The sequence below is a fragment of the Desulfuribacillus alkaliarsenatis genome, from assembly GCF_001730225.1.
In the GTDB taxonomy this organism is placed as follows: domain Bacteria; phylum Bacillota; class Bacilli; order Desulfuribacillales; family Desulfuribacillaceae; genus Desulfuribacillus; species Desulfuribacillus alkaliarsenatis.
This window is the reverse complement of the sequence record NZ_MIJE01000032.1, coordinates 14,488-28,938: the sequence shown is the minus strand read 5'-3', so window position 1 is coordinate 28,938 and position 14,451 is coordinate 14,488. Positions and strand designations below refer to the sequence as shown.

The window sequence follows — 14,451 nt, the reverse complement described above, 5'->3', positions numbered from 1 at the left end:
ATTTTAACTATGAAGTAGCCTTAACTTTAGGACCTGCTTGTTTAATTGCATCAGGCATATCAGAGAACTTTTTGAAGTTTTCTTGGAATCGAGCGGCTAAATCATTGGCTTGCTGGTCATATTCATCCTTGTTTTGCCATGTGTTTCTAGGTACTAATACTTCATCAGGAACACCTGGGCAACTAATTGGAATCTGTAAGCCGAACACATCATCAGTGATAGTATCGACATTATCAAGAGTACCATCAATAATTGAACTAACCATATTTCTTGTGTATGGTAGATTCATACGCTTACCAACGCCGTATGGGCCGCCAGACCAACCTGTATTTACGAGATAAACACTGGTATTATGTTTCTCAATCTTCTCTCCAAGCATCTTAGCATAGACAACAGGAGGGAGTGGTAAGAATGGAGCACCGAAGCACGTAGAGAATGTTGCCTGTGGCTCAGTAATTCCTCTTTCTGTACCTGCTAGTTTACTTGTATATCCTGATAGGAAATGATACATGGCTTGTTCTTTAGTCAGCTTAGCTACAGGTGGTAAAACACCAAAGGCATCAGCAGTTAAGAAAACTACCACGTTCGGATGACCACCAGTACCTGCTAAAATCGCATTTGGTATGTAATCAACAGGATAACCTGCGCGTGTATTCTCAGTAAGTTCACTGCTATCATAATCAGGTGTTTTATTATCGTCTATTACAACATTCTCTAAAACTGCACCAAATTTAATAGCATCCCATATTTGTGGCTCAGTTTCCCTTGAAAGCTTAATACACTTAGCATAACAACCACCTTCAAAGTTGAAAATCCCATCATCTGTCCAGCCATGCTCGTCATCACCAATTAAATAACGGTTTGGATCTGCTGAAAGTGTTGTTTTACCTGTACCTGATAAGCCAAAGAACAGAGCAACATCTAATTCTTGCCCTTTGTTTGCAGAACAGTGCATAGGTAATACACCTTGCTGAGGTAATAAGTAATTCAAAATGCTAAATACAGTCTTTTTCATTTCACCTGCGTATTGGGTGCCACCAATTAAAACTACTTTTTCTGCAAAGTTAACAATAATAAAAGCCTCAGAATTCGTACCGTCTACTTCTGGGTCTGCTTTAAAACCAGGAGCAGATAATATAGTGAATTCAGGCTCAAAAGAATCTAATTCTTCAGCAGTAGGGCGACATAATAATTGACGGATAAATAAATTATGCCAAGCAAACTCATTAATAACTCGAATTGGTAGCTGGTAGGTTTTCTCTTTACCACCGAAGCCTTCAAATATGTAAAGCTCTTTAGCTTTTAAGTAATCAAGAACTTTATTGTATAAAAGATTAAACTTTTCTGGTGAGAAGGGCTTATTGATTGGGCCCCAATTGATTTTGTCATGCACACTAGGCTCATCTACAATAAATTTATCGTTAGGTGATCTTCCAGTGTACTTTCCTGTAGTAGTTCTAAACGCTCCAGTATCCGTTAGAACACCTTCTCCATTAGCAAGTGCTTTTTCAACAAGCTGGGGGACAGGAAGGTTTTTTTGTGCCAACTCTGAGTTGACAAGTATTTTGGTTATGTCTTCAGGTTTACTCATTCATACGTACGTCCTCTCTCTGATTTTTCTATTAATTTTCTATAAAAATTATGGTTTTAACCTTTATAACATATTGTATTATTTATTATTCTGTTATGCAACAAGAAATCGTGTCTTTTTGCTCCTTGTTTGCTGGAACGATTTAGTAATTCATGGTCAATAGCATTTAAAATTTCCCATTTTTTTTGGCTCCACATTGGACCAAGTAATAAATCGCGGGGACCGTCGCCAGTTAGACGGTGTATTATCATATCATCAGGTAAAATCTCAAGTGTATCTACAACAAGCTTAATGTAGGCATCAAAGTCCATAAATTCCAACCCACCCTGTTGATAGATTTTTGCTAATGGAGTACCTTTTAAGACGTGGAGTAGATGGAACTTAATACCCTGCAAAGGTAAAGTAGCAATCGTTTTACTTGTTGACCACATGTCAGATATAGTTTCTCCAGGTAACCCATAAATAACATGGGCACATGTATTGATATTTCTTTCCTGAAGCTTGTTTAAACCATCGATAAAGCATCGATAATCATGTCCTCGATTGATTAAACTCGCGGTTTTATCGTGAACAGTTTGCAGACCTAGCTCTACCCATAGATAAGTTTTATTATTTAATTCTTCTAATAAATCTAATACTTCCGCAGGTAAACAATCAGGACGTGTTGCGATTGAAATGCCAACAACATTAGGGAATGATAATGCTGTATTGTATAATTCCCTAAGTATAGATTCACTGGCATAAGTATTAGTAAAAGCCTGGAAATACGCGATATATTTAGCGTCAGGCCATTTTTTGTGCATCATTTCTCGGGTTTGTAAATATTGTTTCTCTAAGCTGTAATTAACATTACCTGCGAAATCACCAGAGCCTCTGCTGCTACAATATATACAGCCTTCAGTGCTATATGTACCGTCTCTGTTAGGGCAAGTAAAACCAGCGTCGAGGGGTAATTTAAACACTTTAGTTCCAAAGGTTTTCCTTAGGTGATAATTCCAGGAATGATATCTTTTATCTCCCCACATAAAATGCCCCCCAATTACAAAAATTAACGGTTTTAATATAACATTAAATTCTGTATTTGACAAAGTTAGTAGCTATATGACAAACTGGAATTTATATATTAATAAATTATCTTAATTAAAATAATGTAGGTGGTCAGATGAATAATATAGATTTACTGGTGGATTGGATTTCTGAAGCTCGTATAACTACTATTTTTACTGGTGCTGGTATGAGTACTGAATCAGGGCTACCAGACTTTAGGTCACAAAATGGATTGTGGAAGGATAAAGATCCGCTTAGTTTAGCCTCAACGGATGCGATTAATAAAAATTTCAAAGAATTTATAGGTTTTTATCGTGAGCGAATTCTACAGTTGAACGAATATAAGGCAAATATAGGACATGCAATACTTGCTGAATGGCAGACTAAGGGGATTATCAACACGATAATAACTCAAAATGTCGATGGCTTTCACCAGCAAGCAGGAGCCAAGGACGTAATAGAGCTGCATGGTACATTAACTAAAATGCGTTGTTTAGGATGCCGTAAAAACTATAGTAGTAAGGATGTATTAATAGATCAAGAGACTTGCGCGAGTTGTGATGGCAAGCTGCGTCCTTGTGTAGTTTTATTTGGTGAACAATTGCCTAAAATGGCCTTAGATAGAGCATTTCTTGAAGCCATGAGAAGTGATTTATTTATAGTTTTAGGCTCTTCCTTAGAGGTTTCACCAGCTAACATGCTGCCACTTCATGCTAAAGAATCGGGTGCTAAATTTTGTATAATTAACCGAGATGAGACGAGAATGGATAAAGAGGCAGATTTAATCATAAGAGGGAACATTGGAGAGGTTTTAACTAATCTAAACTCGCAACTCAAAAAAACAACGCCCTAGTTATGAGGGCGTTGTTTCGTGATGTGGTTTGTTTTTTACAACTTCAATTGCCTTCGTAATTTCACGATAGGCATCACTGTTAAATTGATTAGATAATGTATTAAGCTTAGAGTAGACTTCGCCCTTGCGAGTGCCTACGTATTTAGGTGGAAGTTGGTTAAGTGCTATAGCCATAATATCTACCTGGCATTCCTGACATTTACAAAAACTATCGTTTATCTTCATTACATCATCTAAAGCTTCTTTCACAACTCTTTCCATAACATTATATAATTGAATCCTCACTATAGCTCCCTCGTTCCCATCTTTTTGTTTGATTTTATTATATTTTATTCTCGATTAAAAAGCTACGTGTTCGTTCCTGTAATTTTTGCGTAGTAACTAAAGCATCTTTAAGTAATTCCTGTTCATCTTTTTCCAAAGATAAAGGAGATATACAATTGTCTGCTATTTTACCTTGTTTTACTTTCTGAATATTTTTTTCTAAAGCAAAGCGCAATAAACAATCAAAGGCTTCCTTGTATTTTTTCGCCTCAAATTTAGAAAAGTGACCTAACTCAACCATTTCTTCAATCCGCTCAAATGTTGATGTTTTTTCTGCACCATATCGTAACGAATATAACCTTATACAATTAACTATATGTGAATAACCATCGTTACGAAGATTTAACATACCTTTTTGGTCACCAGAATTAGGCGTGATAATCTCACCGAGAATACCTAATGGGATTTCATTAGCTATTTCTTTATCCGTTAGCTGATGGAGGAACATAGTTGCAGGTTTTGTTTCATCTAAGATAAAGTATCGCAAATCTTCGGCGATGCGTTTTTTTCCATAAACAAACCTAAAATCTAACAAGTATGTGGAAGTGTCAACAACATTTGCATCCGTACTTTTCAACCAATTATCGATAGTTACTAACCAGTCTTTAAAAGATTTACGCCAGAGTGGATTTTTCGCTGTAATACCTTTAGCGCATTCATCAAAACCACAATCTTTTAAACTAGTTACAACTTTTTCGGCTAAGGTTGCGAAATATTGTTCAGTTGTTTTCATGCGATTTGGCGATGGGTCGCTATATAATATTGCATTGTTTTGTGGTGTTCTGAGTAGCTGCTCTTTTCGACCACTTGCACCTAGCTGTAACCAACAATATTCAGCAGGAGGAGCACCAAAACCTTCATCAATCATCTGTTGTTCAGATATTTGAATAATCTTTCTCGTAACCCGATCATTAAACTCTGTAATAATCGTACTTATCTCATAGGCTGGTGCTTGTTCATTGACCAATGCTTCGAGTACCTTGTCGATTTCAGTTTGTGCTTTAATTAAGCCCTCGATAGTTGTTTGCTTTTCAATACTATCGACAATCGATAACGTTCCAACACTTCGTGCTTTCATTAAATCTTTAACAGTTACAATTCCGATTAAACGATTGTTTTCAACAACTGCTAAGTGTTTTATATGATTCTGGACCATTTTTAATAGTGCATCATAATAGTAATTATTAGCTTCTATCGTGTGAAGTGGGTGACCCATTATTTCAACGGCAGTTACTGTTTTTATATCCTTCTCTCTTGCTATTACCTTCTTAATTAAGTCTGACTCGGTGACAATACCCATAGGAACGTTGTCATTTTTCTTAGTAACAATAATAGAACTAATTTTGTGCTCTAAGAAAATTTTAGCTATCTCTGTTACCTTTGCACTTGGTGTGCAAGTAAGGACCGGTGCTGACATGAATTCACCAATCTTTTTCCTAAATGGCAGGGTCTCAATTCCATGCTTATGGTGAGAGATTTCTTCATGCAATTCGCGGTATATCTTTAATAATCTTTCACTAATGATACGGGTCATTTCTTCTGCAAATATAGGATTTGTATGTATTAAGTTACTAAATGCTTGACGGGTAAAAACTAAACAGGTAAGAGGTTGAACAGCTTGCACAGAGATAGGCGGATTAGACACTGCCATTGCAGCTACTTCACCAAAAAAGTTCCCTGGTCTGAAGAACTCAATAACAGATTCTTCTCCATCTGACATTGTCAAAACAGCCATTGCCATACCTTCAATTACAACATAAACCTCATTCAATTCTTGTTTTTCACGGAAAATAAATTCTTGTTCCTGATATGTACGAAACGATGCATTTTCCACTAATGCTTCAACAACGTTTTTTGGTAATTTATTAAAGGGTGCAGTCTGTAACAAGATATCAATTGTTTTCTTTTCCATTTAGCGTCACTCCTTTACTTTCTTTAATTTTACAATAATGTGAAAACACCAAAAAATCAACTATAAGTATAAGAATATTTCAAAAACATGCCAAGTAACCTTATATTAAGCAGTTTTCCCAACTAAGTAAGTAAATAAAATAAAAATTTGCACTTTACAAAACTTTGAAAAGGATATAAACTCTGAATAATAATTTAATATTGAAAGCTAGGGGAGCTATTTGGCTGAGAGGAATAAAACCGACCCTTTGAACCTGATATGGATAATACCAGCGCAGGGAAGCAGTAGACTGTCTTACTTTATAACATAACTATAAGGCTAGACATAAGCTAACTCTCAATGCCAATAGTCTATCAGATCAAAGCTCCCTTGAATTATAAGGGAGTTTTTTATATTCATATTTATTTCAATAAAATTTTAGGAGGGGCAGTAAATGATTATCGTAGTAAATGGTAAGGAAGTTGAGACTAGTGAAACAGGTATTTCAATTATGGGCTTTATTAATAGTAAAGGCTTATGTCCAGAACAGGTGGTTGTTGAACACAACGGACAGGTGGTTGAGTGTGAGCAATGGGAGCAAATTAAGCTTCAGGATAATGACCATTTAGAGGTTCTTAGATTTGTTGGTGGAGGCTAATAATATGAATAATGAAGAATATTTCGAAGCAAAACCAAAAGACAACTTAAAAATAGCAAATGAAAATCTGAAAAGCCGCCTTTTAGTCGGCACAGGTAAATTTGCTAACAATCAAGTTATGAATAAGGCAATAGCAAGTTCTGAAAGTCAAGTTGTTACTATGGCACTCCGTAGAATCGATTTTGATTCAGAGCAGGAGAACGTATTGAACTTTATTCCGAAGGGCTGTATTTTGCTACCAAATACCTCGGGTGCACGAACAGCAGATGAAGCAGTTCGTATTGCTAAAATTGCTAGGGCTGCTGGATGTGGTAATTGGATTAAAATTGAGGTTATTAAAGACAACAAATACTTACTTCCAGACAATTATGAGACTATCAAAGCTACGGAAATACTTGCTAAGGATGGGTTTGTTGTATTGCCGTATATGAGTCCTGATTTAATGGTAGCTAAGCAGTTAGTCGAAGTAGGTGCTGCTGCGGTAATGCCATTAGGAGCGCCTATAGGGTCAAATCAAGGGCTACAAACGAAAGAAATGATTCGCATACTAATAAATGAGATTTCATTGCCAATAATTGTTGACGCTGGCATTGGTAAGCCTTCCCAGGCAGCAGAAGCCATGGAATTAGGAGCTGCAGCAGTGTTAGTAAACACAGCTATTGCAACGGCTAAAAATCCAGTATTGATGGCAGAGGCTTTTAGGGATGCGGTAAAGGCTGGGAGAACTGCTTATTTAGCAGGTCCTGGAGCTACCAAAGATTATGCTGATGCTTCTTCGCCGTTAACTGGGTTTTTAAACAATCAAAGTGAATAAATTTTTTCAAACTAGATACTAAGAAGGGAATTCTATGGATTTTTATCGAATGTCTCAGCAATACGACGAATTAAATATTGAGCGTTATCTTAATTCTATTGACGATCAAGATGTAATTAATGCTATTAATAAGCAGCATCTTAATGAGCTTGACTATCTGGCTTTACTTTCACCTAGCGCGGATAAGTATTTAGAACAAATGGCTAAGCGTGCACGTGAACTAACGATACAGCATTTTGGTAGAACTATAGGTTTATATACGCCTTTGTATTTAGCTGATTACTGCGTCAATCAGTGTGCTTATTGTAGCTTTAATAGTCAACAGCAATTTAAAAGAAATAAATTAACGCTACAAGATCTTGAAAAAGAAGCGGGGGCTATTTCCAAAACAGGCCTTAAACACATCCTCGTCCTTACTGGAGAGTCTAGGAGTAAAACACCAGTATCTTATATTAAAGAGTGTATTGTGCTATTGAAAAAGTATTTTTCTTCTATTTCAATTGAAATATATCCACTTGATGTTGAGGAATACAAAGAGCTAGTAGATGTTGGTGTGGATGGCTTAACGATTTATCAAGAGGTATATAACGAGGAAATATATCGACAGGTACATCTAAAAGGTCCGAAGAAGGATTATCACTATCGCTTGAATGCTGCTGAAAGAGGCTGTGTTGCTGGGATGAGGAGCGTCAATATTGGAACCCTTTTAGGGCTTGGTGATTTTTATTCTGAGGCTTTTTATACAGGATTACATGCTAATTACTTACAAACTAAATATATCGATGTAGAAGTTGGCGTGTCTTTACCTAGGCTGAGGCCGTTTAAAGGCGCTTTTCAGCCAAGGACTACTGTCTCCGACCAGCAATTGGTGCAGATGATGTTGGCGTTACGGCTATACCTTCCACGTGTGGGAATTAATATTTCTACCCGCGAAACTGCCAAGCTGCGAGACGCTATCCTACCACTTGGAGTAACGAAGATGTCAGCTGGCGTTTCTACTAAAGTCGGCGGTCATTCAGGTAATGAAGAAGCTTCTAACCAGTTTGATATATCTGATGAACGTTCAGTTGAGGAAATGATGGAGATGATATACCAGAATAACTATCAGCCCGTGTTAAAGGATTGGCATTTATTTAGATAAGTGAGGTGAATATATTGAATGCATTTGAACAAGCAGTAGCTAATTATATAGGAAGTGATAATCTAGAAAAAATCCAATCGAAAACCATAGGTATTGCAGGAGCAGGTGGACTAGGCTCCAATTGTGCCTTTAATCTAGTTCGAAGCGGATTTAAAAATTTTGTAATAGTTGATTTTGACGTCCTTGAATATAGCAATTTAAATCGTCAATTTTACTTTATCGACCAAATTGGCAAACCAAAGGTACAAGTATTAAAAGAAAATTTAATGAGGATTAATCCAGATTTAAATCTAGCAATACATCAGGAACGTTTAGAAACATCTAACTTAGATGAATATTATGCGAATTGTGATGTTGTAGTCGAAGCCTTTGACACAATAGCAGCAAAAAGAATGATAGCTAGTCGTTATATGTCCTCAGAAAAACTGTTTGTATCAGCGTCAGGATTAGCAGGCTGGGGAAACAGTGATGATATTAAAATCACTAAGGTTAAGGATAAATTCTACTTAGTCGGCGATTTAGAAACTGGTGTTAAACCAGGTGTGCCGCCAATTTCACCGAGGGTAAATATTGCAGCTGGAAAGCTTGCAGATATAATTTTATCTAATGTTTTGGATGACGAGATATAAACTCAGTGTGCAAGTAAGGGTGATAACGTGAAAAAAACTAACATAATACTAAATACTGACCTATATGGAATCACGGCAGAAGAGTATTCGCGTGGAAGGTCAAACATTGAAGTTGTAAAGAAAATGATTGAGGCTGATATCAAAGTAATTCAGTATCGAGAAAAAGACAAAAAGAACTTATATAAATACCAAGAATGTTTAGAAATTCGTAAGCTAACTGCTGATGCAGGGGTTATATTTATCGTTAATGATGATATAGATATTGCAATGGCTGTTGAAGCAGACGGAGTCCATATCGGCCAAGAAGATATGCCAATTTCTGCGGTAAGGAGCCTAATACCTGATAATATGATTATTGGCTTATCAACCCATTCTGTAGAACAGGCTCAAGTAGCACTAAAACAGGGAGCAGATTACATTGGTGTAGGACCGATTTTTGCCACTAACACAAAAAAAGACGTCTGCGACCCAGTTGGTTTTACTTATTTAGAGTATGTAGCTGAAAATATTGATTTACCTTTTGTGGCAATTGGCGGAATTAAAAGGCATAACATCAAAGAAGTGCAAAAACGTGGTGCAAAATGTATTTGTCTAGTTACAGAAATAGTAGAAGCGGAAGACATTGTTCAAAGGGTTGCCGAAATTCGGGATATCTTAGCCCGCTAGTTCAACAATTAAGTAAGTCGGGAGGTGTTTAAGTGAAACATGCATTAACAATAGCTGGATCCGACTCTTCAGGTGGTGCTGGTATTCAAGCAGATTTAAAAGCCTTTTCTGCACTAGGTGTATATGGTATGAGCGTCATAACGGCTGTAACGGCACAGAATACCCAAGGTGTTACGGGAGTTCAAGAAATAACACCAGATATGGTTGCCGCTCAAATAGATGCTATTTATACAGATATTAACGTAGATGGTGTGAAAATCGGTATGGTATCCAGTGCAGAGATAATTAAGGTAATTGCCGAGCGTCTACATACTTACGAAGCAGATAAAGTCGTCATTGATACGGTTATGGTATCCAAAAGCGGCTGCCACCTACTAAAAAAAGAAGCAAAGGACTCACTTAAAAAGCATCTATTGCCAAGGGCATATGTGGTTACACCAAATATCTATGAGGCAGAGGTTCTTGTAGATAGTAAAATCTCGAACATAGAAGAAATGAAACTAGCAGCTAAAGAAATACATCAGCTAGGAGCTAAATTTGTAATTGTAAAGGGTGGACATCTAGACGATGAAACCTGTGCAGATGTATTATTCGATGGTGATGAGTATCATTTGTTCAACAGTAAAAGAATCAATACACAACATACCCACGGAACTGGATGTACTTTCTCAGCAGCCTTAGCAGCATTTTTGGCACAAGGATATGATGTGTACGAAAGCACAAGCAAGGCGAAGGAATATATTACAGAAGCGATTAGGCATTCATTTGCAGTAGGGAAAGGTGTAGGACCGACACACCACTTTTATAAATATTATTAAAAAACAGCATTTGGAGGTGCAACGTGACCCAATTATTAAAAGCAAAACAAGGAATTATAACAGACGAAATGAGAGCCGCTGCAGAGCGGGAAGGTATATCGGCAGAGCAGCTATGTGAAGCGATAAAGCTAGGTGAAGTCGTTCTACCATGTAATATCAACCATAAAGGCATTCAACCTATAGCGGTAGGGAAAGGATTGTCTACAAAAGTCAATGCTAATATTGGAACTTCAGAATCTTATCCAGAATTGGATGGTGAACTAAAAAAGCTTCGAGTTGCCCTTGATGCTGGCGCCCACTCCGTTATGGACTTAAGTACAGGTGGGAATATTGACGAGGTTAGAAGAACGATTATCAAAGAATGCCCAGTTATGGTAGGAACAGTGCCTATATATCAGGCTCTAGTAGAAGTTGCGAAACAAGGGAAGTCATTAGTAGAGTTATCCGCTGATGATATGTTTGCATCAGTTGAGAAGCACTGTAAAGATGGTGCAGACTTCATAACTGTTCACTGTGGTATTACATTACAGGTTATTGAAGAACTTAAAAACACTGGCAGAGTAATGGATATCGTGTCTAGGGGCGGATCTTTCCTTACTGCTTGGATGCTACATAATGGAAAAGAAAACCCACTTTACGAACAATATGATAGATTGCTAGAAATCTGTAAGAAGTACGATGTAACTATAAGTCTGGGTGATGGTCTAAGGCCGGGATGTTTAGCAGATGCAACGGACAGCCCACAGATTCAAGAAATGATAACGCTTGGTGGTCTAGTAAAGCGTTCTAGGGATTACGGGGTTCAAGTTATGGTTGAAGGACCAGGGCATGTACCGCTAGACCAAATTAAAGCAAACATGACTATCGAGAAAACGCTTTGTCATAACGCACCGTTCTATGTATTAGGACCGATTGTTACTGATGTAGCTCCAGGATACGACCATATTACTTCAGCTATCGGTGGTGCAATAGCAGCTTCTTCCGGGGCAGATTTTCTTTGCTATGTAACCCCTGCAGAACATTTAGGCCTACCTACATTAGAAGACGTTAAGGAAGGTGTAATAGCTTCAAGAATAGCTGCCCATGCTGCTGATATCGTAAAAGGTGTCAAAGGAGCTAAAGAGTGGGATTTGGAAATGGCCAAGGCTCGCAAAGCACTTGATTGGGAGAAACAAATTGAACTAGCCATAGATCCAGAGAAAGCTTCAAGGATTAGGAAGGAAAAGAATACAGATGAAGAAGAGTGCTGCTCGATGTGTGGACAATTCTGTGCTTATAAATTATTGAGTGAGCATTTAGGCAGTACTTACAAGGGTAGCTGTTAAGAAATATTTAAAAAGACATTTAGCTAATAAGGAACACATTTGTATATGTGATGATATACAGATGTGTTCTTTTAGCGAACTATACTATTGTTAATATTCTAGTCCATTACGCAGTATAGCAATCATTTGTTCAACTAGTATGTTTAATTGTTCTTTCCTTTTTGCTAACATTTCTGAGTCATTTATTAAAAGTTCATTATAAGTAAGCCCGTGTTTATATTCAATGTATCTATGTAATCCTGCGGTTAGCTGGGCGATTACATAAAGAATTAGATCAGGATCAAATGAACTTTTAAGTTGCCCATTATTTTGAGCTTCAATAATGTATCCGCGAAATATTTTAAGCCCTCTTAGGTGGTTACCAAGTTCGGCATCTTTCCTTAAGTCACCACGGTCGTAAGCACGGAATAGTAGTCGCAAGTATTGTGGATGTTGAATCACAAATTCTATAAAAGCATTGAAGCGAATTTTGTATAATACGAAGAAATCGTCGTTCGTGTTTTCCGTTTTTTCAGAAGCAACATTCATTCTTATGAACTCAATTGCCTTTGTAAGTACATGGTCGATAAGATACATGTATAGTTCTCTTTTGTTAGAAAAATAACGATAAAAGCTGCCTTTTGCAATGCCAAGGCGCGCAATAATATGATTTAGTGAAGCTGCATCATAGTCCTTTTGTACAAATTCCTCAATCGATATATTAATAACTTCTGTTTGCTTCTCAATAGACAAATTATAAAAAGTTTGATTAGGCATATGACATAACCCCTTGAGTTTTTTTTTGAATGGTTGCGACCAGATGGTCACATTATACGGTAGTGAGCAAAAGTTGTCAATAAATTGTCACTTATTAGCTGTTTAGTTATATTGACAAAGAAAATTTCTACATGATATCATAAGACTACTAGGTCGCGACTGACTGGTCGCAAAAAACAGAGAGGATGATTAAGTTGCTTCAAAGACAATGGACGAGAAGGATAATGGCTCTATTAGCAGTTATATTTTTAAGTTTTAGTATATTTTTTTATTTTGTTGTACAGCAAGTGTCTTTCAGGCAATACAGTTGACGTTTTCGATTATGGGAAATGTTATGGGAAATGAGTTGGAAACGATAGATATGCAGGAAGTAATAAGAAATCAAGATACAGAACAAGAACGATACCAGGAAATATCAGATCAACTGGCATACATACAAGAGAGAACACAAGATATTATTCCAAATTTATTTTTGTTAGTTTTGAATGATCAAGGGGATTGGGTTTATGCAATTGACAAGGGAACAAATCAACCCCACACACTAGGTGCAATCTATAATTTGAGTGATGAAACTGTTAATCAGGCTTTACTTGCTGGTGAGGTAGTTGCTACTGAGACTAGTAGTGCTTATTTAGATCAATCGTCAAACATGACAGTTCTAGTTCCAGTAAAGTCCGAAACAGAAGTACTAGGAATTGTAGGGTTTGACATGAATACAGATGTACTTATGAAATTGCAACTTATTTTGGTTGTTGTTTTGATTTTTATTATGGTGATAAGTTTATTTTCAGTATGGTTTGTTGTTAGGTTTATGGCCAAGAGGCAAGTTAAACCCATCCATCAATTAGTAAAAAAAATGCAACAACTGGCTAATATGGATGGAGACTTGACTAAAAGAATTGACATTGATCGAAATGATGAAATAGGAGAACTTGCTAAATACACCAATCAAATGATTGATTCTATGCAACAATTGCTATCGAAGGTCGATGAATCAACTAATAATCTTTCAGAATCAAACCGTGAATTTCTAGCATCTTTTCAACGAACTGCGTCGGAGTTTAAAGCTATGAATGTAAGAATCAAAGACATGGGAATTCGTATGGAAGATCAAGCTAATGGTGTAACAGTAGCAACAAACAAAACCCAAGAAATAAAAGAAGGGATTAATGATGTTTCAGATCAATTATTAATTATAACTGATGAAGTAACTAAAACAGAAAGATTTGCGAACGAAGGAAATCAGGTAGTTAACATAATGCAAGAACACGTCGATGGCGTTGTTTTTGTGGTAGAAAATGCGTCATCTTATGTGAATGATCTTGAAAAACAATCAGAGCAGATCACGTCAATTATTGATACAATAACAGCTATTGCAAAACAAACAAATCTGTTAGCCTTAAACGCTTCGATTGAAGCTTCAAGAGCTGGTGAGCAAGGAAAGGGCTTTGCTGTAGTTGCTGAAGAGGTACGTAAACTTGCGGAAGAATCAGCAAAATCAACAGAAAGCATATCGACTTTAATTAAAAATGTGCAAGAAGGAATAAAGGCAACTCAACAATCCATGGTACAAGTTTCTGATAAAACATCAGACAGTAAACAGCACATGAAAGTAGTGGAACAAAAGTTTGAGGGTATAAGCAACTCCATACGTTTTGTAGCAGAGCGGATTAGTGATGTAGCAAGCGTATCTCAAGAAATTGCAGACCACAGTAATGAAGTATATGAAAGTATAAATGAACTCCGACATTCATCGGATGACAACAAAAAGACAGGTCAATTGATTAGTCAGTTACTAGAAAATGAAATGCAACATATAAACCAAATGGCTGCGACCATTGATACACTAGAAAATCAAACTGTTGATGTACTTGAGAGTATGAAAAAATTGAAGCTGAAATAATCATAGAAACCTTTTAAGATGGGATGTTGATAATT

The 14,451-nt window shown here is 36.8% G+C and carries 14 protein-coding genes and 1 riboswitch; of the genes, 9 read left to right on the top strand and 5 right to left on the bottom strand.

Going from position 1 to position 14,451, the window contains the following annotated elements; all coding sequences use genetic code 11:
- Positions 1 to 7: 7 nt before the first annotated feature.
- Positions 8 to 1,591: a phosphoenolpyruvate carboxykinase (ATP) gene (pckA, locus tag BHF68_RS10880; RefSeq protein WP_069643694.1), complete on the bottom strand. Its 1,584-nt coding sequence runs from the start codon at positions 1,589 to 1,591 to the stop codon at positions 8 to 10.
- A gap of 56 nt (positions 1,592 to 1,647) precedes the next feature.
- On the bottom strand, positions 1,648 to 2,616 hold the full coding sequence (gene mnmL / locus BHF68_RS10875) for a tRNA modification radical SAM protein MnmL/YtqA (protein ID WP_069643693.1): 969 nt from the start codon (positions 2,614 to 2,616) through the stop codon (positions 1,648 to 1,650).
- Positions 2,617 to 2,753: 137 nt separating this feature from the next.
- Between mnmL and BHF68_RS10870 the strand changes: the two genes are divergently transcribed.
- Positions 2,754 to 3,491 (top strand): SIR2 family NAD-dependent protein deacylase, encoded by a 738-nt coding sequence (locus BHF68_RS10870; protein WP_069643692.1) that lies wholly within the window; start codon positions 2,754 to 2,756, stop codon positions 3,489 to 3,491.
- Here the strand turns inward: BHF68_RS10870 and BHF68_RS10865 are convergent, their stop codons facing one another.
- Both BHF68_RS10865 and BHF68_RS10860 read right to left on the bottom strand, forming a co-directional pair.
- On the bottom strand, positions 3,492 to 3,776 hold the full coding sequence (locus BHF68_RS10865) for a late competence development ComFB family protein (RefSeq protein ID WP_218070355.1): 285 nt from the start codon (positions 3,774 to 3,776) through the stop codon (positions 3,492 to 3,494).
- Between the two features lie 37 nt (positions 3,777 to 3,813).
- Entirely contained in the window at positions 3,814 to 5,727 is a 1,914-nt protein-coding gene (locus BHF68_RS10860) for a DUF294 nucleotidyltransferase-like domain-containing protein (protein WP_069643691.1), read from the bottom strand.
- A 199-nt stretch (positions 5,728 to 5,926) separates the two neighbouring features.
- Positions 5,927 to 6,024, top strand: a riboswitch (TPP riboswitch).
- A gap of 136 nt (positions 6,025 to 6,160) precedes the next feature.
- Between BHF68_RS10860 and thiS the strand changes: the two genes are divergently transcribed.
- Genes thiS through thiC form a run of 7 tightly spaced genes read left to right on the top strand, consistent with a single transcriptional unit; the run spans position 6,161 to position 11,757 of the window.
- Complete coding sequence (gene thiS / locus BHF68_RS10855) at positions 6,161 to 6,364, top strand: sulfur carrier protein ThiS (RefSeq protein WP_069643690.1); 204 nt, start codon at positions 6,161 to 6,163, stop codon at positions 6,362 to 6,364.
- Positions 6,365 to 6,368: 4 nt separating this feature from the next.
- The gene (locus BHF68_RS10850) at positions 6,369 to 7,178 is read left to right on the top strand and encodes a thiazole synthase (protein ID WP_069643689.1); all 810 of its coding nucleotides are present in this window, start codon (positions 6,369 to 6,371) and stop codon (positions 7,176 to 7,178) included.
- Positions 7,179 to 7,212: 34 nt separating this feature from the next.
- Complete coding sequence (gene thiH / locus BHF68_RS10845) at positions 7,213 to 8,319, top strand: 2-iminoacetate synthase ThiH (protein ID WP_069643688.1); 1,107 nt, start codon at positions 7,213 to 7,215, stop codon at positions 8,317 to 8,319.
- Between the two features lie 14 nt (positions 8,320 to 8,333).
- On the top strand, positions 8,334 to 8,948 hold the full coding sequence (gene thiF / locus BHF68_RS10840) for a sulfur carrier protein ThiS adenylyltransferase ThiF (RefSeq protein WP_069643687.1): 615 nt from the start codon (positions 8,334 to 8,336) through the stop codon (positions 8,946 to 8,948).
- 27 nt (positions 8,949 to 8,975) lie between these two features.
- Positions 8,976 to 9,614, top strand: a complete 639-nt coding sequence (thiE, locus tag BHF68_RS10835) for a thiamine phosphate synthase (protein ID WP_069643686.1) — start codon at positions 8,976 to 8,978, stop codon at positions 9,612 to 9,614.
- A gap of 32 nt (positions 9,615 to 9,646) precedes the next feature.
- Positions 9,647 to 10,432, top strand: coding sequence for a bifunctional hydroxymethylpyrimidine kinase/phosphomethylpyrimidine kinase (gene thiD / locus BHF68_RS10830; protein WP_069643685.1), 786 nt, complete (start codon positions 9,647 to 9,649; stop codon positions 10,430 to 10,432).
- 23 nt (positions 10,433 to 10,455) lie between these two features.
- Entirely contained in the window at positions 10,456 to 11,757 is a 1,302-nt protein-coding gene (gene thiC, locus BHF68_RS10825) for a phosphomethylpyrimidine synthase ThiC (protein WP_069643684.1), read from the top strand.
- Positions 11,758 to 11,847: 90 nt separating this feature from the next.
- Here the strand turns inward: thiC and BHF68_RS10820 are convergent, their stop codons facing one another.
- Positions 11,848 to 12,513, bottom strand: a complete 666-nt coding sequence (locus BHF68_RS10820; RefSeq protein ID WP_069643683.1) for a TetR/AcrR family transcriptional regulator — start codon at positions 12,511 to 12,513, stop codon at positions 11,848 to 11,850.
- A gap of 334 nt (positions 12,514 to 12,847) precedes the next feature.
- Between BHF68_RS10820 and BHF68_RS10815 the strand changes: the two genes are divergently transcribed.
- Positions 12,848 to 14,416 (top strand): methyl-accepting chemotaxis protein, encoded by a 1,569-nt coding sequence (locus tag BHF68_RS10815; RefSeq protein WP_069643682.1) that lies wholly within the window; start codon positions 12,848 to 12,850, stop codon positions 14,414 to 14,416.
- Positions 14,417 to 14,451: the final 35 nt, after the last annotated feature.